Annotated in this window: 23 protein-coding genes and 1 pseudogene; 12 read left to right on the top strand and 12 right to left on the bottom strand. The window is 30.1% G+C overall.

Features of this window, described 5'->3' with window-relative positions; translation table 11 throughout:
• Positions 1 to 608 precede the first annotated feature (608 nt).
• The 10 genes and pseudogenes from B5E79_RS09305 to B5E79_RS09260 all read left to right on the top strand — a co-directional run bounded on the left by B5E79_RS09305 (position 609) and on the right by B5E79_RS09260 (position 6,641).
• Positions 609 to 1,250, top strand: coding sequence for a CPBP family intramembrane glutamic endopeptidase (locus B5E79_RS09305; protein ID WP_087297801.1), 642 nt, complete (start codon positions 609 to 611; stop codon positions 1,248 to 1,250).
• A 121-nt stretch (positions 1,251 to 1,371) separates the two neighbouring features.
• Positions 1,372 to 1,527, top strand: a pseudogene (locus B5E79_RS09300) (amino acid--tRNA ligase-related protein); the annotation flags it as partial.
• Between the two features lie 779 nt (positions 1,528 to 2,306).
• Entirely contained in the window at positions 2,307 to 2,597 is a 291-nt protein-coding gene (locus B5E79_RS09295) for a hypothetical protein (protein ID WP_087297800.1), read from the top strand.
• A 394-nt stretch (positions 2,598 to 2,991) separates the two neighbouring features.
• Positions 2,992 to 3,471, top strand: coding sequence for a hypothetical protein (locus tag B5E79_RS09285; protein WP_143746777.1), 480 nt, complete (start codon positions 2,992 to 2,994; stop codon positions 3,469 to 3,471).
• A 29-nt stretch (positions 3,472 to 3,500) separates the two neighbouring features.
• The gene (locus B5E79_RS09280; RefSeq protein WP_087297798.1) at positions 3,501 to 4,046 is read left to right on the top strand and encodes a P-loop nucleotide/nucleoside kinase family protein; all 546 of its coding nucleotides are present in this window, start codon (positions 3,501 to 3,503) and stop codon (positions 4,044 to 4,046) included.
• Positions 4,047 to 4,076: 30 nt separating this feature from the next.
• Positions 4,077 to 4,241, top strand: coding sequence for a hypothetical protein (locus B5E79_RS13585; protein WP_164483500.1), 165 nt, complete (start codon positions 4,077 to 4,079; stop codon positions 4,239 to 4,241).
• Between the two features lie 165 nt (positions 4,242 to 4,406).
• A complete protein-coding gene (locus tag B5E79_RS09275; RefSeq protein ID WP_087297797.1) occupies positions 4,407 to 4,862 on the top strand; it encodes a family 1 glycosylhydrolase in 456 nt (151 codons plus the stop codon).
• Between the two features lie 52 nt (positions 4,863 to 4,914).
• Positions 4,915 to 5,232: a hypothetical protein gene (locus B5E79_RS09270; protein ID WP_087297796.1), complete on the top strand. Its 318-nt coding sequence runs from the start codon at positions 4,915 to 4,917 to the stop codon at positions 5,230 to 5,232.
• Between the two features lie 162 nt (positions 5,233 to 5,394).
• On the top strand, positions 5,395 to 6,021 hold the full coding sequence (locus B5E79_RS09265; RefSeq protein WP_087297795.1) for a hypothetical protein: 627 nt from the start codon (positions 5,395 to 5,397) through the stop codon (positions 6,019 to 6,021).
• Complete coding sequence (locus B5E79_RS09260) at positions 6,021 to 6,641, top strand: LytR/AlgR family response regulator transcription factor (protein WP_087297794.1); 621 nt, start codon at positions 6,021 to 6,023, stop codon at positions 6,639 to 6,641. The genes B5E79_RS09265 and B5E79_RS09260 overlap by 1 nt, the downstream gene beginning before the upstream one ends.
• A gap of 55 nt (positions 6,642 to 6,696) precedes the next feature.
• Here B5E79_RS09260 and B5E79_RS09255 read toward each other — a convergent pair whose 3' ends face one another.
• On the bottom strand, positions 6,697 to 7,701 hold the full coding sequence (locus B5E79_RS09255; RefSeq protein WP_087297793.1) for an Ig-like domain-containing protein: 1,005 nt from the start codon (positions 7,699 to 7,701) through the stop codon (positions 6,697 to 6,699).
• Complete coding sequence (dusB, locus tag B5E79_RS09250) at positions 7,691 to 8,686, bottom strand: tRNA dihydrouridine synthase DusB (protein ID WP_087297792.1); 996 nt, start codon at positions 8,684 to 8,686, stop codon at positions 7,691 to 7,693. Before dusB ends, B5E79_RS09255 begins: the two co-directional genes overlap by 11 nt.
• Positions 8,687 to 8,904: 218 nt before the next feature.
• On the opposite strand from dusB, the gene B5E79_RS09245 reads away from it, so the two are divergent.
• Entirely contained in the window at positions 8,905 to 9,351 is a 447-nt protein-coding gene (locus tag B5E79_RS09245; RefSeq protein ID WP_087297791.1) for a nucleotide triphosphate diphosphatase NUDT15, read from the top strand.
• 182 nt (positions 9,352 to 9,533) lie between these two features.
• Here the strand turns inward: B5E79_RS09245 and B5E79_RS09240 are convergent, their stop codons facing one another.
• From B5E79_RS09240 to B5E79_RS09210, 7 genes are all read right to left on the bottom strand, one after another.
• Positions 9,534 to 10,073 carry a DUF1697 domain-containing protein gene (locus tag B5E79_RS09240; protein ID WP_087297790.1) on the bottom strand — a complete coding sequence of 180 codons (540 nt, stop codon included), beginning with the start codon at positions 10,071 to 10,073 and terminating at the stop codon, positions 9,534 to 9,536.
• A gap of 30 nt (positions 10,074 to 10,103) precedes the next feature.
• Positions 10,104 to 10,628 carry a flavodoxin domain-containing protein gene (locus tag B5E79_RS09235; RefSeq protein WP_087297789.1) on the bottom strand — a complete coding sequence of 175 codons (525 nt, stop codon included), beginning with the start codon at positions 10,626 to 10,628 and terminating at the stop codon, positions 10,104 to 10,106.
• Between the two features lie 173 nt (positions 10,629 to 10,801).
• On the bottom strand, positions 10,802 to 11,674 hold the full coding sequence (hslO, locus tag B5E79_RS09230; protein WP_087297788.1) for an Hsp33 family molecular chaperone HslO: 873 nt from the start codon (positions 11,672 to 11,674) through the stop codon (positions 10,802 to 10,804).
• 132 nt (positions 11,675 to 11,806) lie between these two features.
• Positions 11,807 to 13,765 carry an ATP-dependent zinc metalloprotease FtsH gene (gene ftsH / locus B5E79_RS09225; RefSeq protein WP_087297787.1) on the bottom strand — a complete coding sequence of 653 codons (1,959 nt, stop codon included), beginning with the start codon at positions 13,763 to 13,765 and terminating at the stop codon, positions 11,807 to 11,809.
• A gap of 15 nt (positions 13,766 to 13,780) precedes the next feature.
• Positions 13,781 to 14,311, bottom strand: a complete 531-nt coding sequence (gene hpt, locus B5E79_RS09220) for a hypoxanthine phosphoribosyltransferase (protein ID WP_087297786.1) — start codon at positions 14,309 to 14,311, stop codon at positions 13,781 to 13,783.
• 27 nt (positions 14,312 to 14,338) lie between these two features.
• Positions 14,339 to 15,574: a tRNA lysidine(34) synthetase TilS gene (gene tilS / locus B5E79_RS09215; protein ID WP_087297785.1), complete on the bottom strand. Its 1,236-nt coding sequence runs from the start codon at positions 15,572 to 15,574 to the stop codon at positions 14,339 to 14,341.
• 70 nt (positions 15,575 to 15,644) lie between these two features.
• Positions 15,645 to 17,831, bottom strand: coding sequence for a SpoIIE family protein phosphatase (locus B5E79_RS09210; protein WP_087297784.1), 2,187 nt, complete (start codon positions 17,829 to 17,831; stop codon positions 15,645 to 15,647).
• 162 nt (positions 17,832 to 17,993) lie between these two features.
• On the opposite strand from B5E79_RS09210, the gene B5E79_RS09205 reads away from it, so the two are divergent.
• A complete protein-coding gene (locus B5E79_RS09205; protein ID WP_087297783.1) occupies positions 17,994 to 18,455 on the top strand; it encodes a YbaK/EbsC family protein in 462 nt (153 codons plus the stop codon).
• A 22-nt stretch (positions 18,456 to 18,477) separates the two neighbouring features.
• Here B5E79_RS09205 and B5E79_RS09200 read toward each other — a convergent pair whose 3' ends face one another.
• The 3 genes from B5E79_RS09200 to B5E79_RS09190 form a co-directional block, all read right to left on the bottom strand.
• Positions 18,478 to 20,373, bottom strand: a complete 1,896-nt coding sequence (locus B5E79_RS09200; protein ID WP_087297782.1) for a sensor histidine kinase — start codon at positions 20,371 to 20,373, stop codon at positions 18,478 to 18,480.
• A gap of 3 nt (positions 20,374 to 20,376) precedes the next feature.
• A complete protein-coding gene (locus B5E79_RS09195) occupies positions 20,377 to 21,042 on the bottom strand; it encodes a response regulator transcription factor (protein WP_087243914.1) in 666 nt (221 codons plus the stop codon).
• Positions 21,043 to 21,194: 152 nt separating this feature from the next.
• Entirely contained in the window at positions 21,195 to 21,695 is a 501-nt protein-coding gene (locus B5E79_RS09190) for a GNAT family N-acetyltransferase (RefSeq protein WP_087297781.1), read from the bottom strand.
• Position 21,696: the final 1 nt, after the last annotated feature.

The following is a 21,696-nucleotide window of genomic DNA, read 5'->3' as shown; positions in this document are numbered from 1 at the left end:
GAGACTCAACTTTGGTCGGGAGGGTTTCATCTTTTTTTCTTTCTATAGATTTCAGAAGATATATCCTGATAATACCATTATAGAATTTCCCGTGATTTTAAACCAGCATAAGAGAAAACCAAAAAAGAGATTTCCCGTAAAACTTATTCGTTTTGGAAAACCCCGTGACTTCTTAGACTATCTTTATAACTTCTGTTCTTTAGTATCATGACTTTTTGTTGTAATTTTTTCGTTGAGACTATTATCAGTTTACTAGGATACCTCGTCCACAAGACCTCCTAGAATAATTCACAAATTCTGTTTCTTTCATAACGTTCTGATTTATTGTCTTAGTTTTTCTTTACCTTTTACATCAGTTTATTAAAGTAACTTCATCCTCAACATCAATGTCAACGACTTCTGGTTTACTACACTTGGTAATAACTATCTGTTGTTGGTTTATTTTCAACTTAATTCATGTCATGACTGACACACACTAAATAAATATAATATAGCGACTCCGCTATATTATATTTATTTTTTTGTTTTATAATTCAAATATGATTAAAATCTTGCAAAAAGAATTTATATGATATGAGTTACAAAAAGATATGTTTGGAGGGAGATGTATGAATTTAAAATTGAAAAAAGTAGGACAATATTTTATTAATATGAGTTATATAAAACAGAGTTTTATATTGTGTATAGCACTAATAGTATGCACTCTTATAGAATATATATATTTGAGAACAATATGGTTTTCCATAGCAACACTATATCTAATAGGCATATTTTTACCTATCTATATATCATACAAAAAGGGTGGACTTGAAGAACTTGGTATCAGAAAATACAAAAAGAAAGAAATCATATATATGGCTATTTTGACTTGTTTCTTTATAGCATATCAGTTCTTTAGAAGATATTATATTTACAATAATTATACACCGTTAGCTTCTATTCCAAATCTATTGTATCAAATATTTGCTGTGGGATTGGGAGAAGAAATATTATTTAGAGGTTTTATAGGCAAAAAGTTTCCTATTAAAAACACTTTTATGAGATATTTAGTTGTAGGTTTATTATGTGCTTTCATGCATCTTCCAATGTATTGCTATAGGTATGGGCTTCATGCTATTAAAGCATTCTTTTTAGTTGAAGTTCAAGCTCAATTGATTTCACATATCATTAATCAACTTATGTATGATTCATTTGATTCCTTTGTTCCAGTTGCTATTCTGCATGGTATGAATAACTGGCTTAATAAATAAAAATATCTATGTAGTATGCAAAACAAAGTGATTAAATATAAAACCTACAAATCCCACCTTTTTTCTATATTCATTATCACACAAAAACACGTAAAACGTGTATATAAATAATATATGGATTGAAATGGATCTAGATTATGTAGAAGCTTTGGAATACGGATTACCACCAACAGGAGGAATGGGTATGGATATTGATAGATTAGTGATGTTATTAACTGGTCAAGAATCTATCCAAGAAGTTATCCTCTTCCCGCAGATGAAACCAAGAAATAAATAGTGATAAAATCAAAAATGTATAAATAGCTAAAATGTAGATATACTTGAAATTAGGCAGGTTAGATGTTATAATCTGCTTGTAAATCAGATAGCATTGTACCAAATGCAAAAAGGTAAGGATCGTGACTCCTTACCTTTTTTAGTTTTTAGAGTGAACTTAACACTAGGCTAGTTATCGTTAAAAGTAACTGTCTAACCATTTGCATATGTAATATACCATTAATCCTGCCATGACAGCAACTATTAAATCAGATAACATTGAACCACCTCCCTTCAAGAGGAGGAACGATAACAATCATATTATATCAAATGCAAGATATTTCACAATCAAAAAAACACTTCATCTGTACTCTTTCGCTCACATATGAGAGATATAGCCATCAAGAGTTTTTCTGCATCTTCATTAAACCATCTTCTAAATGTAGCTATAGAGATATAGATTTGATTTTTATAAATAATAATCTTGATTCAATCTCTCTTGTTGAAAATAATCGCATATCTCTTTTTTTATTTTTCTACCAATCTACCAGATAGCTCAATAGCTCCATTTGAGCATGGAGTTTTAAGTAACGTTATTCTTAATAATATCAATATCCCTTTTATATTCATCATCAACGGTATTCATAAATTTATGCTATTCTTCTTTTTTCAAAAGATTAGCTTTTTTATAATTTTATTCAGATAAAAAAAGAATGAAAACTCATATTAAAATTTTTATAAGATTTGTTTATTTTGATTATTATTATTATCATTGATAAAATAATAGTAAGGAAAGAAAGGTTGATTCTTATAAAAAAGATTCTATTATTAATTTTATGTATGCTTTTATTGATAGGATGTACAAGTCCAAAAAAATCGGACAATAATACTGAAAATGAGTCTTCAACGTTAAGTACGATCAATTATATTTCTAAAACAGCTTTAACTCAAGGCGTTGTTGGGGATATAGAAGATGATATGCCAAATGATTCATTAGAATATTCAGATTTTAGAAAAGTAGATTGTGATTATCGTATGGTGATAACTATTACTTTTCATAATACAGAACAAGCACCAAGAGGTGAACAATAATGACTAAAATATATTACGGAGGTTTTTTATGGTAGATTTTGGAATAAATGAGATGTTAGCAATGCAAAAAGAATTGCAAGATAAATATAAAGATAAATAGGAACAGATATCTCCTGAAGTAGGACAAAATAAATGACTTTGGATGATTGGTGAAATTGGAGAAGTCATTGATATCATCAAAAAAACGGTAGTGAAAAGGCTGTTTCAGATAGCATTTTGAGAGAAAAACTTATTGAAGAACTTGCTGATGTTCTTATGTATTATAATGATGTTCTTCTTTATTATGGAATAACTACAGATGAATTAAAACACTCTTATACAAATAAGTTTAAGAAAAATATGACACGTTGGTAAATTTGAATTTGAAAGCGAGTTGATTTTAATGTTAATTCTAATGTTACTAATGGAAGGTATAGTATTATGTTTTATACTTTTAATGTTTTGTGTTATTGGTATAGCAAATGGTCCTGAAAAATTTACTGTATTTTACGAAAAGAATGTTCAAGAAAAAGCAATAAAATTAGGATATACTACTCAAAAAGAAATAAAGAAACAAACCATTATATCAATTATAGTTTTATACTTACCTTGTTTTATTCTAGTGCCATTAATGGTTTGCTATATAAATGATGCAAAAGAGTTTGGAAATATTTTTATTCAAAGTTTATTTATAATGTATATAATGGGACTATTTGATAGATTTTTTGTTGACTGGTATTGGATAGAACATACAAAAGCGTGGGATATACCCAATACAGAAGAATTAAAACCTTATATTCCTACAAAAATGAAAATAGTCAAATGGCTGGGAACCATAGTTGGATTTGCAATAATTGCTTTAATTATTGCTTTAATAATGAGTAAGATGGTTTGAAAATTGGAATTTGTGGAGGTGAAACATAGATGAACCTAGGTAGAATTATTGTAATCACAGGTTCGCCGGGGACAGGGAAAACTACAACGGCATCTATTGTTGCAAAAGAATCAGATTTGGAAAAGTCCGTGCATATGCACACAGATGACTTTTATCATTATTTGAGTAAAGGGGCAATTCCACCGCATTTGCCAGAGTCAAATGAGCAAAATTTAGTTGTTATTGAAGCTTTTTTAGATGCGGCAAAACGATACGCTCGTGGGGGATATGATGTTATTGTAGACGGCATTATCGGACCGTGGTTTTTAGAACCGTGGCAAAATCTTGTCCGTGAACATTATGAGGTACACTATATTATTTTAAGAGCCAGTAAGGAAGAAACTTTGAAACGAGCTACGGAAAGAGCGAAGCTGGATAGAGACACAAATATTGAATTGGTAGAAACAATGTGGGAGCAATTTTCCAATTTAGGAATCTATGAATCAAATGTCATAGACACAACCACGCACTCAATTAGTGATACTGTTTCCGCAGTAAGGGAAATGGTTGCAAGCGGTTTGGTTTTACTATTTTAGACAAATTCTAATTTAAAGAAGTGTGAGGCTATGAAAGATAGAAACATTTTTATAAGTGTTGGAATAATAATTTATATTTTAATCTCTGGAATAGATAGACTTGTTTATCATATTCCTAATAAAATTTATATTCCGCTTGCCATTCTTGGCATTACTTTGATTTTAATTGGGTTTTTCAAAGATCGTAGAAAATAGCTTGACAATAAAAACATAACATATTATTGTATGAAAGCATACAATTATCAGTCATCGGAGGTCATGCAGTCGCAATTGCAAGGTCGATAAGATGTCGAGTGCGCTCGGTTTTATAACTGAGTGCATTTTTTATACTCATGAATAATCACAAAATGAAGGGAAAAAATGATGAATCAATTTCCAAAAAATTTCTTATGGTGTGGAACAACTGCTACTAGTCAATATGAAGGAGCTTATTTAGAAAAAAATAGAAGTTTATCTAATGTAGATTTTATTCCTGCTAAGGAAAATCATTCTCCTGTCGCATCTGATGCCTTAGATCCAGAAATATTAAAAGATCAGAGATATCCTTCAAGATATGCTATTGATGGTTATCATCATTATAAAGAAGAAATTACCATACTTGCACAAATAGGCTTTAATGTTTATCGTTTTTCTATTTGTTGGTCAAGAATCTTTCCTCATGGCGATGAAAATATTGTTGTTGAATGTTTAAAATATCATATTGAACCCTTAATAATAATTAATCATTTTGATGTTCCGTTACATCTGATTCATAAATATGATTCATGGAGAAATAGAAAAATAATAGATTTCAATTCACGTCATTTTCTCCTATAGTCAAATATGATATAATAATAGATGAAAAAAAACAATCATGGAGGAATATAATATGAGCAATGAAAAATATTTAGTCATTATTATTGGATTCATCATAATAATTTCTGCAATTTATCATTATATATCTAAAAAACCTTTAACAATTTATCATAATACACGTCCATTACTCGCTAAAAACATATCAGATGTCACTGCACATAATCATGCAACTGCATTATTATTATTTATTTATGGACTTATTTTTGTTTTAGAAGGTGTTATTTTAGATCAAACAATTGTTCTTCGCATAGCTATTTTCACTACTATACCTGGAATGTTTATTGTCATAGGAATCTATGAAGCTTTTATAAGAAGAAAATATTCAAAATAATAAGAATTATTCTTTTCAGTTTTATTAATGATATATCCACGTACTCAATTATTGCATATAACTTAAAAATATTTTTCATGACATCTCAAGTCCTGTTCATGCCTAATCTATTCATTAAAACACTCTATAAAATATAATGAAGGTGTAAGGAGGCTACAATCTATGGATAAGAAAGTTACCATTGGAGAAAGAATGTCAAGAAAAGGAATTGTTTTCAGTTGGATATATTTATCTGTTTTTGGCTTATTGACTGCTGTTGGATTTTTTAATATCTTTCACCTTTATACAAATTTACCACTTATCAATAACTATATCTTTTCTTTTTTTATATATATTTTAACTATGTTATTTCTAACACCTATTATTGGTTCCTATGAAACTTTAGAGTTTACCATGCAAAGTGTTAATTATTACCACGCTAAAGGATTTTTGAATCAGCTTGTCGAAGTCTTTCGTATTTTAAAAAACAAAAAAGCCATTCCCAACACTTCTATGAAAGCAAATCAAATTTTAAAAGTTAATCTATCTTATATTACCCAATTCGCAGGATGGGCACAGAAAGGTTATAGATTAAAAATGACTTTTTTAATGCATGATGGTTCTGTTTTTACCATTTTCCCGACAAGCATTAATCAGATAGAAAAAGGTGATTATGAACAAGCACTACAATTATTAGAACAGCAACATATTGAAATCGTTGATAAATACAATTTGAGGTCTGTGTTAAGTACAAATAGTTATCAATTTCAGGAATACATTGAATCACTTGAAAAGGAGAAAATAAAATAGTGAATATTATTTTACAGTGTGAAGTTCAATATACTCAAATACTCAAAAGATATTTTAACACATACTTTCAAAACATAACCTATATTCAATATAATAACCATTTAGTCAATGCCATCTTTATCAAACAAATTCGCTCAATTCAAGATATTAAAGAAATGGAGACATTATCTTTTTATCATTTAGATTTTATATTCTTAATTGAAAATGGAGAATATATGTTTGAATTATTAGAATACAACCCTTTAACTTTTGTTAGGCTTTCACATATTGAAAAAGACATTATTCATTTAATAGAAATTCTACAATATAAAGAACGTGGTTTAGGGACAATATTAAATTTTAAATCCGGTTATCAAACTATTAGAATTAACTCACAAAGAATTGAATACATTGAATCTTATGGACATTATGTATTCATTCATACCGAAAGCGCAACATTTAAAGTAAGAGAAAAACTATCACAAATATTAAGGAAGTTAAAACCATTAGGATTTATTCAAATTCATAAATCATACATTATTAATAAGGCTTATATTCAAAAAAAGACCTCTACCTATGTTTATATGAACTCTCATACATGCCTACCTATTGGTCAAAAATATAAATCACAATTGAAATAAAGAAAAAAAAGAAATGTTCGCATTTCTTTTTCATATATTTATATCACTTTTATATTTAGAAACATACACTACATGCTGTATATCCACGATTCTTTGTATCACTTAATGAAATAGCAATCTGACTTCTTCTTAAATAACGACAACCATCGCGATGATATTTTTCACCTGTTTTTGTTATATAAACTGTTTCTCCTACATAATTATTTGATGATTGTGTTGTTCCATTTGTAGAAGAGTGATGTGTTGTATGATGAGATGATGTTGTTGATTTCTTTTGTGTAGAAGGAACTGTAATATGACATGTTTGGGTATGTCCATCAACACTAGCACTTATTGTTGCAGTTCCTGCTTTTAAAGCAGATATATGACCTGCTTCATCTACAGTCACAACATCTGGATTGCTTGATGCATATGTAATTGCATGATGACTATTTGTCGTTACTTTTAATGTCTGTGTTTCATTTGGTTTCAAAGTCATTGACGCATTTGAAGCTTTCAAAGTTACTTCTTCAATCGTAACAGGTATATCTATTGTTGATTGATTTTGATATTCATCTTTAACTATAGCTTTCGCAACATATTTTCCTGGTGTATTGTAATTGACATCATCATCAATAATGGTAGTCTCATATTCCGATAAATCCTGTATAGATAGGCATTCTTCATAATCAATAGTATGATTTTGTAAAGCAGTTACTTCTTCTCGTAATTGTAATCGAGGTGACGTCGTATCTTCTACTGAAATATATAAAGTTTCTTTTTTATTTCCCAATTGAAAATCAATTGTATAATCTCCAACATCTAATACTTCTTCAAAATCATCTATATCTTGACTACTATATTCAATATTTTCAATATCACCATTAGTCTCAATAAAATCATCAAATTGATTTGGTAAAGTTTCTCCATATTCCAAAGTTAATGTATCTTTGATTAAATGAAAATCTTGCCTATTCCATAAAATAACACCTATAATGCACACAATAACAAATATACCTAAAATTGGTAAAATAATTTCTTTTTTAATTTCCCCATAGTGTTTTCCCCTATCATTCCTCAAAAACTGCTTTATCACCTGTATGTAAATAAATACGATATTTTTCTATAATCTCTTCTAATTCATTATATGTATTGACTTTAGAAAGATGATTCTTAATAGCACTTGCTGATTTTAAACCTTTGATATACCATGGAGCGTGCCCTCGCATTTGTCTCATGGCATTTTTTTCGCCCTCAACACTCATTAATCTTTTAGCATGTGATAAGCATTGATTGAGTTTTTCATCCATTGTTGGTTCTTCTAATAAAACTCCATTTTCAACATAAGCAACCATCTGTTGAATAACCCATGGATTCCCAAGTGCTGCTCTTCCAACCATCACAGCATCACAACCTGTTTCTTCCAACATACGTTTTGCATCTTGAGCCGTTTTGACATCTCCATTACCAATAACGGGAATAGAGACAGCTTCTTTCACCTGTCTGATATAGTCCCAGTTAGCATGACCTTCATACATTTGTGAACGTGTTCTTCCATGTACAGCAATAGCGCTCGCTCCTGCTTTTTCAATCAATTTTGCAATTTCTACACAGTTAATAGAATCAAAGTCATAACCAATACGTATCTTAACAGTCACTGGCTTACTGACAGCTTCCACCACATTTTTAACAATATCATAAACCAAATCTGGATACTGCAATAAATAACTTCCAGCATGAGCTTTTAAAACTTTCTGAACAGGACATCCCATATTAATATCAATAATATCACAGTTGGAATGTTCATCTACAAACTTGGCTGCTTTGACCATGGAATCTACATCCCCACCAAATATCTGTATACTGACTGGATGTTCATCTTCATCAATCGTCAACATTTCAATCGTTTTTTGATTACCATAACATAAGGCTTTATCACTAACCATTTCACTAACGACTAGCCCAGCTCCAAATTCTTTAATAATCTTTCTAAACGCAACATTTGTGATACCCGCCATAGGCGCCATAATAATTCTATTTTTAATTTCTATATTTCCAATTTTCATTTTTTTCACCATAACACAATATAACATACTTTCTTGAAAATACAAAGACAAATACTTGATATAGTATAAAACATAGGAGGCGATAAAAAAATAAATTTTCCATTGGCAATGTAATATTTTCCCTCTCCCATTCAAAATACATTGTTAGTAATAAACAAATGCGATTCTCATCAAAAGAATCGTATTTTTTTGTTATAATGATGATTGAGGTGATCAAGATGGAAAAACACATAAAAGTGGGTGTAGGTGTTATGATTATTCACGATAATCAAATACTCATGGGACATAGAAATGCTCATTATGAAGATACAGGTGGTATCTATCAACCTGATTGCTGGTGTCTACCAGGTGGCAAACAGGAATTTGATGAAACAATATATGAATGTGCCAAAAGAGAAGTCAAAGAAGAAACAAATCTTCATATTGATGATTTACATATTGTTAATGTTGTTGATGATTTTCAAAAAGATAAACATTTTGTAACGATTCATGTTGTGGCTAAAAAATATGATGGTAAGCTCCAAGTTATGGAACCTGATAAACAAGATGAATGGTGCTGGTTTTCATTAAATGAGTTACCTAAAAATATTTATTTACCCTCACTCAAATTTATTGAATTTTATTTGAATAAAAATAAAAGATCTGTCAACCATATAAACAGATAACTTACACTTTCCCCTCTATTTTTCCTCCCCAATATAAAATAGATGTAAGTTATCAAAGTTATATTCCTAATATTGGTAAACCCCAAAAAAGAGAAGGCACCTTCCCCTTGTGCCTTCTTTTTTTATAACAATTTATCTTTATCTATATAACTTTTCATTTTATTCCATTATTTGAAAAGTGATTACATATTGGCTATTTTTCTGACTGTATTTGCTATTCTTATCGTTAGTTTTGCACTGATATTTGCACTTGCTGTCTTAGACCACCAATTTGTTTTTTGATAATCTTTACGACTAAAAGACCAAAATATCACTTCTTTATAATTCTCTATCTTTTCTAATTCTTTTTTTTGTTCCCCTATTTCATTATAGACATCCAAGAATTTTGCTGGTGGTATAATAAAAATAAGATTATCATAAATATCTTTGTTATTATTGCCCCACCATTGAGGTGAATTGTGTAAAATATCTAGAAGATCTTGTTTTGATATAACAAAAACAGAAATGTCTAAACGAAACTGATTGTGAATCATGAGTTCAATTTGATTTGTCAACTTCTTTATATTATCTTCGTGACTAGAAAAAATAACATTTCCACTATTAAGATAAGTCTTAACATCTTCAAACGCAAGTTGTTCAAAGCCTTCTTTCAATGCTGGCATAGAGACTTTATTTTTTCCACTTACATTGATTCCTCTCAATAAGGCAACATATCTTGTCATATTCTTCATCACCTCTATAAACGATTATTTCTATTGAATATAATCCAATAATGGTCTTAGATATTCCTTATCAGTCCAATCACATTTTTCTCCTACTGCACTCATGAGTGCTTTCATCCAAGGTTCATAAGTGCTAGGATCTTTTTTTGCTATAGCCTTTTGTAACATTTTGCATAAAGTTCTATCTTTCAATGACATTTTTTCTTCATCCCAGGCACCTCTCGCATAAAATGTTGGTACATTTTTTAAATCTTCTTTAAGATTATGTGCTTTTACTTCATTAAATGCTTTCTTGTCAAATGGTGATGCGCCAACACAAAGTATAGCTATTTTTTTATTTTTTAATAATTGATAGTTTTTTCTAAGAAATGATAAACCTGCTATACCAGAAGCATAGATACCACCACACAAAACAATTGTATTATATTTTTCTATATCTTTTATCTTCGCATGTGGTGTTTCTATATAATCAAATTGAGTTTCTTCAATTAACCAATTGACATATTTTTTTGTTGATCCATACTTTGATTGATAAATGATAATACCATTTCCCATATTTTCATCTCACTTTCTCATAACGCATTTTCATGATAAATTATATTTTTACAATACAATTATATCATGAATACATCATACAATCATTTCTTTTCATCCTCTGACAAATCATTATCTTAAAAGTTTTTATATACATAAAACACTCTATGATTTCACAACAAAAAAAGAATATCCTACTGGATATCCTCTAATAATGATTTTAATTCATCTTCACTAAAAGTATACTTTGAATTACAGAACTGACATGTCATTTCGCAACCATGATCTTCATCAATCATGGCTTGAATTTCATCTTTTCCTACTGTCATTAATGCATTTCTCATTTTATCTTTTGAACAATCACATTCAAAAGATAAATCTTGCGTATCTAATATTTCAACATCTTCAAAAATCATTTTTAATATTTCTTCAGGTGTATGACCTTCATTTAATAAAGCAGAAACTGCTGGGAAATTTCTCATTTTATCTTCAATATAAGAAATATCTTCATCACTGGCTTCAGGTAAAAGTTGGATAATAAATCCACCACTAGATAAGATTTCATTTGTTGTATCAACAAGAACACCTAATGAAACGACAGATGGCACCTGTTCTGATACCATAAAATAATAAGAAAAATCTTCACCAATTTCACCAGTTTGGATAGGTACAGTCCCAACAAATGGTTCTTTTAATCCCATATCCTTAATCACTTGTAAAGTTCCCTGATTCCCTACAGCTAAACCAACACCGAGTTTACCTGTATCTTCATAAGTATAATGAACATGTGGATTTCCAACAAAAGCTTTAATTTTCCCATCACTATGTGTACATGCCATCAATGTGCCAATAGATCCACCACCGTTCATTGTGACAGTCATTTTCTCATGATTTTTATTCATCGCTCCAAGCATCAAAGTAGCTGACATCAAACGTCCTAAAGCTGCTGAAGCTGTTGGCCATAAGTCATGCTTTTGTCTTGCTGTTTCTAATAAATGCTGTGTTGTACATGCAAATACACGACAGTTTTTTGATTGTACTAAACCTCTCACTAAATAATCTTTCATCTTTTAACCTCCTAGCGCAAAGTAACCAATTAACGGAATAACCATAGACGCAATAATAATAAGAACCAATAATTTACTCATTGTACTTCTTTTCATTGTAATCTCCTCTTACAAAAATAAGCACATACGTGCTTATTTCATTTCATCTAATAAATCATCATCTAAATTCACTGTGCTTTTCTTTTCTTCTACTGGTGGGTTTTGATCATGATGATCATCATCATCCACACCATTATCCATTTCTAACATATGTCCAGTGTTATATAATGATTCAATTTGTTCATTATTTAATGTTTCATGCTCTAATAAAGCATTCGCAATAATAATTAACTTATCTTTTTGTTCATTGATAATCTGACGACATTGTTCATAACAAGTATCAATAATCTTACGAACTTGCTGATCAATTTCATAAGCAATTTGACCAGAATGTGTATTGCTTGTAGATGAATAATCTCTACCTAAGAATACTGCATCATGACCAGAATCATATTTAATTGGTCCTAAATCAGACATACCTAATTCAGTAACCATTAATCTGGCAATACGAGTCGCCTGTTCAATATCATTATGCGCACCAGAAGAGACATCACCAAAGAAGATTTCTTCAGCCACACGTCCACCCATGAATCCAGTGATGCTTGCCATTAACTGTGATTTTGTTTGGAAATATGTTTCTTCTTTTGGTGTCATTAAGTTATATCCACCAGCTTGGCCTCTAGGAATAATTGTGACTTTTTGAACTTTATTGGCATCCTCTAAAGTTAAACCAATAATTGCGTGTCCTGCTTCATGATAAGCAACCAATTTTCTTTCTTTTTCTGTATACTTACGTGATTTTTTCGCTGGTCCACCAATAACACGGTCAATCGCTTCATCAACATCATCTAAAGTAATACGTTTATGTCCTAAACGAACCGCTAATAAAGCCGCTTCATTTAATACGTTAGCTAACTCTGCACCTGAGAAACCAGGAGTACGTTGTGCAATGTTATCAAAATTCACATCATCTGTAAATTTCTTATTACGTGCGTGAACACGTAAGATTTCAGCTCTCGCTTTTTTATCTGGGTTTGCAACTTGAATTTGTCTATCAAAACGTCCTGGACGAAGTAATGCAGGGTCTAAGACATCAGCACGGTTTGTTGCTGCTAAAATGATAATACCTTCATTACCACTAAATCCATCCATTTCAACTAACAACTGGTTCAATGTCTGTTCACGTTCATCATGTCCACCACCGACACCAGTTCCTCTTTGACGCCCCACAGCATCAATTTCATCAATGAAGATGATACATGGTGCATTTTGTTTTGCTTTTTTAAACATATCACGCACACGTCCAGCACCAACACCAACGAACATTTCTACGAATTCAGAACCTGAAATAGAATAGAAAGGTACATTGGCTTCACCAGCCACTGCTCTTGCAAGTAATGTTTTACCTGTACCTGGAGGCCCTACAAGTAATACACCTCTAGGAATTTTAGCCCCCATGTTGGCAAATTTCTTTGGATTTTTCAAGAAATCTACTAATTCTTTTAATTCTTCTTTTTCTTCATCTGCTCCAGCAACATCTGTAAATCTTGTTTTGCTGTCTTTCTCTAATTTCGCACGTGAGTTTCCAAAATCGAAAGCTTTGGCATTGGCACCCCCGCCACCACCAATACTTCTCATTACAAAAAACATCACACCAATCAATAAAATATATGGAAGTAAACCTAATAAAGTATCTACCAACATATTTTCACTTTTTGCATCTAAAACTTCAACTGTAATACCTTTATCTTCCATTAACTGAATTAAAGAATCTAATTCCTGATCAGTCTGTGGAACATTTGTTTTAAATGTATAATTGACTTCTTGACCTTCTTTAGTCTTTGTATATTGTCCTTCTACACTTGTCACATAAATACCAGGCATCACAGATACTTCAGTTACATTTTCTTTATTGACAATTTCCGTAAACTCAGTATAGTTCACTTCATTTGTACGCCCCATATTTAATAATGGAACTAATGAACTCAATAAAATAATGACAAGAACCCAAGGCAATATGGCTTTTATTAAACTCTTATTCTTATTGTTCATATAATCTCCTTTTCACTACTGATAACATTCTTCTTTTAAAATACCTACATAAGGTAATTGACGATATTTCTCATTAAAATCCAATCCAAATCCAATCACAAATGCATTAGGAATTTCAAATCCTACATACTTTGCTTCAATTGGATAAGTACGTCCTTCTTTTTTATCTAACATTGTAACAATTTCAACAGAATTTGCACCACGTTCTTCAAGCATTGCTTTGACTGTTGTTAATGTTTTACCGGTATCTAGAATATCTTCTACAAGTAAGATATCTTTACCTTTGACATCCTGATCCAAATCTTTCTTGATTGTAATTGTTCGTGATTCAACACCTTCATAACTGCTGACATCCATATAATCAAATGTCACATCTAATTCTATATATTTAGATAATTCCGCTAAAAAAGGAACAGATCCTTTTAATAAACCAACCAGAATCACTTCTTTATCATTATAATCATTTGTAATTTGTTTTGCTAATTCTTTACACTTCTCAACAATTTCTTCTTGAGTATATAAAATCTCTTTAACATCTTTATGCATACTTCTCACTCCTTATAATAAGCCTTTTTATTTTATCACAAATACATTTGGTTTTGTAGTCAAATAATCAATGTTTTTTGCAATATGTGGAACTAAAACAATAGTTCCATCCTTATTCACGACAACAGGCCATGTTTTTCTTTTCAAAGCAGGAATTTTTGCATTTATAAATAGACGTGAGAGTTTTTTTGTTCCAGAAGATGTCATAATGCTATCGCCTTCTTTCATTGTACGGATAGTAATTGGATAATCTTCAGGGGCAAGAAAGACCCCTTCATTGATATGACCACTATCTAATAAATGGAAATACTCACAACCAAAAGGCATATATTCTCTAAATTCAAAATGATAGCCTTTGGTTTTATCTTTATCAATGATGTAGATATTATCGTATTCTTTTATGAACAGATAATTAACTGGTAAATTCATTTGAATATTTGGTTTCACACTATCAATCTGATGCTTGATTTCCTGAATAAGAGAATAAGAAATTAACTGTGTTGGCATCACATCACGTAAAATTAAATAAAGAAAGATTTCTCTTAACTCTTTAGGAATATAATAATAGTAAATAATGCCATCTGTTTTATATTGTTGGTAATAGGTTTGAACTTTAAACTCTAATTCTTTGATTCTTTGATTATGTGCTTCAGCCTTTTTTAAAAGTTCTTCTTTTTGTTGTAATGTATAATGATTCAAAACAGTATTACGAACTTTATCTCTTTCAAAATCTGTTTCAAAATTTGTATAATCATCATGATAAGGAATATGCCCATCTTGACATCTTTTAATGATTTCTTCTTTATATAGACACATTAAAGGTCTAATAATGCGCATATTTTGAACATGTGTTTCCTGTTTAATTCCTAAATAGTGAACCGTATTATGATGGGATAACTGCATATAAATAGTTTCCAAATGATCATCTAAATGATGACCTAAAATCACACCATCAACATGATAAAGATCATAGATTTCTTTATAAAAATTATATCTTAACGTTCTTGCCTGATTTTGAAAATTACCCTGATGATAATCTTGAGGATGAAATTCTTTATAATAGAAAGGAATTCCATACATTGCACAATAATCACTGACTAGCTCATAATCCATATAACTATCATGACGATAATTATAATTCACATGAGCAACCAGTAAATGATACCCTTCCTTTCTTAAAGTATCTAAAAGATACATTGAATCGCATCCACCAGACACACCAATCACGTAATATTTTGAACGATCTAATAACTCTAAATTCATGCTATCACTCCATGAGGACATTATATCAAAGAAATGATAATTCCAAAACAAAAATCCCAATATTTTGGGATTATTGCTTACATATTTTTAAAACCATGATGGTCATATCATCATTCCTTTGTTCATCATTTGCCAATGTCATAAATAAATGAGCAATATCTTTAGGATGATCATCACCAATCAAATATTCATTATCCTTTAAAAATTCTCTAAAATGTCCTGAAAAACCATCACTTACCATAAAAATCATATCATTTTCTTTCAAAGTTTGTTTTTGAATCATTGTTTCAAGTGGTGAAACAATACCCATCGGTAACGTTTTAGATTCTACTTCTATGATTTCATGATCACGTAAAATATAGGTTGGACAAGCCCCATATTTCATAAATGTTGTCACTCCATTGACCAGATTGATTTCTATCATATCAACCGTAGTAAACATATCATTACGATTTTTAATTTTTAATAAAGCATTCACTGATTGAATGGTATCATTTAAAGAAATGCCATTTGTAATTAACTGTTTCATGACATCTAATGTCAAGCTTGAATCATCACTTGCTTTTTGTCCCTGTCCCATACCATCACTCAAGGCAAAATAGTCATTTTCATTCATAGAAAAAATCGTATAACTATCCCCACAGGCAATACTTTCTTTAGCACATTGTGAGACTCCGTATTGAATAAAATAACGGGTATGATGTTTTAAAACAAGATATGTATAACCTAACTGATGCATGGGTGTTTTGATAACTTCTATATCCAATGTTTCATTAAGATAAGCTTCAAGAATCGGTATAAATTCATTTTCAATTTCTTCTCTAGTCATATCATATAGCCCTATTTCTAAATAATAGACTGATTGTGATTCATAGTATTTTTTAAGATGTGCCAATTGAAAATGATAACCTTCCATATGTTCATAAATATGCTTTTCTTCAATATGTCCAATTTCCAGTTGATGAGAAAATTGATGAAAAACATGATTTAATAATGAAAATTGATGATAGAGATCATTTTTCATCACTTTATATTCTTCCTGAACTCGTCTGATTTTCCGATAATCTTTACGATACTGCTGTACTAAAGCTAGATATTTTTCTGGATTTAAACAATATTGATGAATAAAATCTTCATCAGCTTCACTATAACTTTCTTTTAATCCTTTATTCATTAATTTGACTAAACGATGTGGTCCATATTTTTTATGAAAGCAAGTGGTTTGACTTGAACAATTCTGACACATATCTTCATAAATATAACCCACATATTCTAAAGAACGATTAGGTGCAGGTGCTTTCGTAAACAGAGCTGTCATCTGTTCAAATAAATGACAGAAAGAATCAACCTGTTTTGATAATTGTTGTTTAAAAGTCATTTCCTGATAACTTGAAGACAACACAGGTTTATGTAAACGCATCGGTAAGATGAAAAAAATCAAGCCACTGGCAACGACAATAAATCCATGATATGTATATTGAAAATCTAAAAAGAATGGCAAAATAAGATGAGATACAAAATATAGAGAGACGATAGTTGATTTTTTATGACAAGGAATCATATAGAAAAAGAAAAGGGGTAGTAAAAAAGATAAAATATCATCTTTATATCCTAGATCCATCAACAGCATCAACATAGCACTATAAAATAATCCTGGCAATAAATCATCTAAACATTCATGATAAATCATAATTAAAATAAAAATACGAATTAATATCATTGTTGACATTTGAGAATATGGCAATAACCCCATTGTACATATAAGAATTACAACTGTTAAAGCTTTCATTCTTTCATGAGTCAAAAGCTCAGCTTCGCCATGCATAAATATCGGTGTTAAAGATGTAAAAATCATTGTATTGATATATGTTAAAATAGTGAGTAATAAAGTTGAAAGTAAATCTATTTGAATATAAGCATAATAGATACCTCCAATCAATGTTAAAAGATAGGGCACATATCTTGATTTCATGGATTGAAACAGTAAACAGAATTCTAAAATAACAAAAGATATAGCACTTATCACAAAAACATCATAAGGAACATCTAAGAATATAACCCCTATACCAAGCCCTATAGCATAACCTATAATAGACTGATACCCACACATAAAGCACACATAAAAAAAAGGCAATGCAAATAATAATGATGTTGAATAAATATGTACAATAGAAATTAAAAAAGAAATTAAAGTTATATAAAAAATAAATTGGTACCTAATCTTTTTCATACGACTAGGACTAAGAATCAGTTCCATTTTTCCCACCTCTTGCCATTATTATAGAGGTTCCTTTTTGCATTATTTGTCATATTTAAAAGACAATCATTATTTTTTTAAACAGTCATCATTCTATAGATTTTACTTATCCTATTCAAAAGATTATACTAAAACTGAGAGAAATCAAAGGAGGTCATAACTATGTCATATAAACGTGTTCAAACATATTTTCATCAGCTTCATTTAGCAGATCGTATTATTGATTTAAAGGATTCTAGCGCAACTGTTGAATTAGCCACAAAAGCATTAGGATGTCAACCTCAACAGATTGCTAAAACTTTATCTTTTTTAATAGATGAACAACCTTTGCTGATTGTTATGGCTGGTGATGCCAAAATTGACAATAAAAAATATAAACAATACTTCCATAAAAAAGCAAAAATGATTCCTAATGAACTTGTTGAATCCTATATTGGACATAGTCCTGGTGGTGTATGTCCTTTTGTAGTCAAAGACAATGTACAAATTTATCTTGATATCTCTTTACAAAAGTTAGCATACGTCTATCCTGCTGCTGGTAATGATCATAGTGCGATTCGTTTATCTTGTCATGAATTAGAAGAGTGTTGTCATCCTCAAGACTGGATAGATGTTTGTCAATAAGAAAAGTTCCCCCTAAAGGGAACTAATATTTAAAATAGAAGAGAACACCCTGTGGTGTATTTTCAACACCATATTCAAAATGATGCAATTCCAATATAGCTTTACAGATAGCTAACCCCAAACCAGTTCCACCTTCATTTCTGGCTTTATCAACTTTATGAAAAGAGAGCCAGATTTTTTGTATGTCTTCTTCTGGGATATGGGCCCCTGTATTTTCTACCGAGAAGCAATGTTCGTCCAAATGAATAATGACTTCTTCGCCTGCTTCTGTATAACGCAAAGCATTACTTATATAATTTGTAATAACCATTCCTATCTTAAAAGGGTCGGCTTGGATAATACTAGAATCTAAATCAGTTTTCAAATGAACTTTCTGTGCTTCAAACAGACAAGCCATTGATTCTAAAGCTTCATCAACGATATCTAATAAATCTACTTCTTCAAGATCCAATGTCATATTTTGAGATTCTAGTTTTGATAAGTCTAACATAGCTAAAACAAGTTCATTAATGCGTCTTGTTTCATTTTGAATGATTTGTATGTATTCATTACGTTTCTTTTCATCCTGTTCCAGTTCAACCATTTCACTAAAACCATTAATAATGCCTAGTGGTGTTTTAATTTCATGTGTAAAATTAGAAACGAACTCTTTTCTGACAACCTCTAGTTGTTGAACACGTTCAATTTCCTGATGCAAATCATTGATTGTTTTTTCTAATTCCTTACTCATCTTATCAACACTTCTAGCCAAATCACCAAGTTCATCATGTCGTGAAGTATCAATAGGATATTCAAACTGCTTACGAGAAATGCGCCAGGCAGCTAATTCTAATTGTTTGATTGGACGGACAATCATATAAGCTACAATAAAGCACATAATAATAATCAAAACAATGGCTAAAATATATGTTGATGAATTATCATACATAAATTGTTGTAAACTTTTCATACGTAGATTTTCATATTCCTGCGTTATAAAAATATAACCTACTGTTGCTGCATCTACAGTGACTTCTTCTTGCGTTTGATTAGGTGTGATCCAATCTTCTAATCGCATCATAATGGTAGAATAATATTTACCATTATATTCATAAGGATTAATCAAATAGTATTGTGTATAATCATAAATTGATGAATTAAATTCTTTTCCTGAATCTTTAAATTGTTCAAAATTTTTTTGAATTTGCTGTTTTAATCCATTAAAAGCATCATGATAATCAGTTAACATTGCTTTTTGTGTTAAATTAGAAGAATATGATAAACCATCTGCTGAATATGGAAACAACAGCTCCATCTTGGCACTCATATAAGAACTGGCAACACCTTCTATATGTGTTATTTCACCTTCAACCTGATGCTCAATAACTGTCTGATTGTTGACTTTTATTTCTTTAAAATCCAAATCTCTCATTTCACCATTAAATTCATTATATTGGCCTATATGAACATCAATAGATATATCTAATTGTGAATTTTGATGTTGTATAATGACCTTCTCCAATTTTTCCAAATCTTTTTGACTCAATGAAGAAAAATCAATACCAACAGAATAATTCGTATCATCTTTTTCAACTATCAAAGATAATGATGGTCCTTCAACCCCATCTCTAGACATATCTAAAATCTTTCCATCAGCATCAACCAAACATTTGACTTTCGTTAAATCCCCAGAAAGCGCATGATGATATAATCTTAAAAATTGTTGGGAAGATAAATCAACTGGATTCACTGCAATTCTTTCAACATAATTTTTGGCAAACTTATCTAAGTTACGAATCGTTATTTCAGCATCAGTTTCTAATGTGTTTTTAATATAGCGCTCAATCCCTAAACGAATTTCATTACCTAATACTGCTAAAAAAGCTAATAAAATAATACAGGCTATTTTGATAACTAAACTAAAGTTTAATTTCCTCATAGATTACCCCTTAGAATCAAACATATAGCCAATTTTGACTACCGTTTGAATATAGACTGAAGCTGCTTTTAATTTTTTTCTTAATTTTTTGACATAAGTATCAACAATACGCTGATCACCATAATAATCATAACCCCAGATACGATCTAAAAGCTGATCTCTAGATAAAATTTTACGTTTATTATCAATAAAATACATCAACATCTGATATTCTTTATGTGATAAAGATACTTTTTCTCCATCAATATAAACTTCATGCGTATCATCATTAATACGGATGATTCCTTCTTCAATAATCATCCCCTGCTCATCTTTTTTAAAGCGTTTTAATAAAGCATTACATTTTGCATATAATAATGAAGGTGTAAATGGCTTAGATATAAAATCATCAGCACCAAGATCATATCCTTTTAATTTATTATCATCATCACTTAAAGCACTAATAAATAAAATAGGAATATCATTCTTTTGACGAATCTGTTTACAAACTTCATAACCATCAATACCAGGCATCATAATATCTAATAAAACAAGATCAAAGCTATCATCTAATAATGATAAACCTTCATATCCATCACTCGCTTCAATAACTTCTTCTCCCTGTTTTTGAAAATACTCTACAATGAACTGACGTATTAGTTTTTCATCTTCAACCAATAAGACTTTCATATAAACACCTCCTATTTTTCTTTATTATAATATAAATTTATGGAAAAAATATGAAAAATAAAAAAAATGAGGATATTTAGTCCTCATTCAATCATTTGAAGCAATATATGCTACTCATTTAACTAGGCATCCATATCGCTGTTGACATAGAGCTATAAATATTTGACATACCCTTCATCATGATAGAAGAAAGATTCTTCAAACTTTTGAAAATCAAGTTTTTTTAACAAATGTTTTGAACGCTGATTATCCTTATAAACATAACAAATCACTCTTTGAAAATGATACTGTTCTTTCATAAACACACAAAAAGCTTCCACAATTTCACTTCCATAACCTTGAGACCAATAAATACTATCTATTGTATATCCCAAAACAAAAAACTTTTCATTAGCCACATCTACAAATAAATCACCAATCATCTGATCATTTTCTTTTAAAATAATAGCTAGATGATAATTTGTTTTTGGTAGATTCAAATCTGTTAACTTTAAACATTGCTGAATACGTTTTGTTGCATCTTTTACTGAATACTTTTTCCATGATTGATAATAAGCGACTTCCTTTTTTTGACGATACTCACTCATACGCATAGCATCTGTAACTTCTAAACGTCTTAAGTATAATCTTGATGTTTCTAAAATCTTTTCCATA

Source organism: Massilimicrobiota sp. An134 (genome assembly GCF_002160815.1).
In the GTDB taxonomy this organism is placed as follows: domain Bacteria; phylum Bacillota_I; class Bacilli_A; order Erysipelotrichales; family Coprobacillaceae; genus Allocoprobacillus; species Allocoprobacillus merdigallinarum.
The sequence above is the reverse complement of the archived record's forward strand: the minus strand, read 5'-3'. Positions and strand labels throughout refer to the sequence as shown.

Excerpts from the sequence above, each read along its gene's own strand:
- B5E79_RS09305 (WP_087297801.1), top strand. The coding sequence starts at position 609 with ATGAATTTAAAATTGAAAAAAGTAGGACAATATTTTATTAATATGAGT.
- B5E79_RS09285 (WP_143746777.1), top strand. The coding sequence starts at position 2,992 with ATGTTACTAATGGAAGGTATAGTATTATGTTTTATACTTTTAATGTTT.
- B5E79_RS09280 (WP_087297798.1), top strand. The coding sequence starts at position 3,501 with ATGAACCTAGGTAGAATTATTGTAATCACAGGTTCGCCGGGGACAGGG.
- B5E79_RS13585 (WP_164483500.1), top strand. The coding sequence starts at position 4,077 with ATGAAAGATAGAAACATTTTTATAAGTGTTGGAATAATAATTTATATT.
- B5E79_RS09275 (WP_087297797.1), top strand. The coding sequence starts at position 4,407 with ATGATGAATCAATTTCCAAAAAATTTCTTATGGTGTGGAACAACTGCT.
- B5E79_RS09270 (WP_087297796.1), top strand. The coding sequence starts at position 4,915 with ATGAGCAATGAAAAATATTTAGTCATTATTATTGGATTCATCATAATA.
- B5E79_RS09265 (WP_087297795.1), top strand. The coding sequence starts at position 5,395 with ATGGATAAGAAAGTTACCATTGGAGAAAGAATGTCAAGAAAAGGAATT.
- dusB (WP_087297792.1), bottom strand. The coding sequence starts at position 8,686 with ATGAAAATTGGAAATATAGAAATTAAAAATAGAATTATTATGGCGCCT.
- B5E79_RS09245 (WP_087297791.1), top strand. The coding sequence starts at position 8,905 with ATGGAAAAACACATAAAAGTGGGTGTAGGTGTTATGATTATTCACGAT.
- B5E79_RS09240 (WP_087297790.1), bottom strand. The coding sequence starts at position 10,073 with ATGACAAGATATGTTGCCTTATTGAGAGGAATCAATGTAAGTGGAAAA.
- B5E79_RS09235 (WP_087297789.1), bottom strand. The coding sequence starts at position 10,628 with ATGGGAAATGGTATTATCATTTATCAATCAAAGTATGGATCAACAAAA.
- hslO (WP_087297788.1), bottom strand. The coding sequence starts at position 11,674 with ATGAAAGATTATTTAGTGAGAGGTTTAGTACAATCAAAAAACTGTCGT.
- ftsH (WP_087297787.1), bottom strand. The coding sequence starts at position 13,765 with ATGAACAATAAGAATAAGAGTTTAATAAAAGCCATATTGCCTTGGGTT.
- hpt (WP_087297786.1), bottom strand. The coding sequence starts at position 14,311 with ATGCATAAAGATGTTAAAGAGATTTTATATACTCAAGAAGAAATTGTT.
- tilS (WP_087297785.1), bottom strand. The coding sequence starts at position 15,574 with ATGAATTTAGAGTTATTAGATCGTTCAAAATATTACGTGATTGGTGTG.
- B5E79_RS09210 (WP_087297784.1), bottom strand. The coding sequence starts at position 17,831 with ATGGAACTGATTCTTAGTCCTAGTCGTATGAAAAAGATTAGGTACCAA.
- B5E79_RS09205 (WP_087297783.1), top strand. The coding sequence starts at position 17,994 with ATGTCATATAAACGTGTTCAAACATATTTTCATCAGCTTCATTTAGCA.
- B5E79_RS09200 (WP_087297782.1), bottom strand. The coding sequence starts at position 20,373 with ATGAGGAAATTAAACTTTAGTTTAGTTATCAAAATAGCCTGTATTATT.
- B5E79_RS09195 (WP_087243914.1), bottom strand. The coding sequence starts at position 21,042 with ATGAAAGTCTTATTGGTTGAAGATGAAAAACTAATACGTCAGTTCATT.
- B5E79_RS09190 (WP_087297781.1), bottom strand. The coding sequence starts at position 21,695 with ATGGAAAAGATTTTAGAAACATCAAGATTATACTTAAGACGTTTAGAA.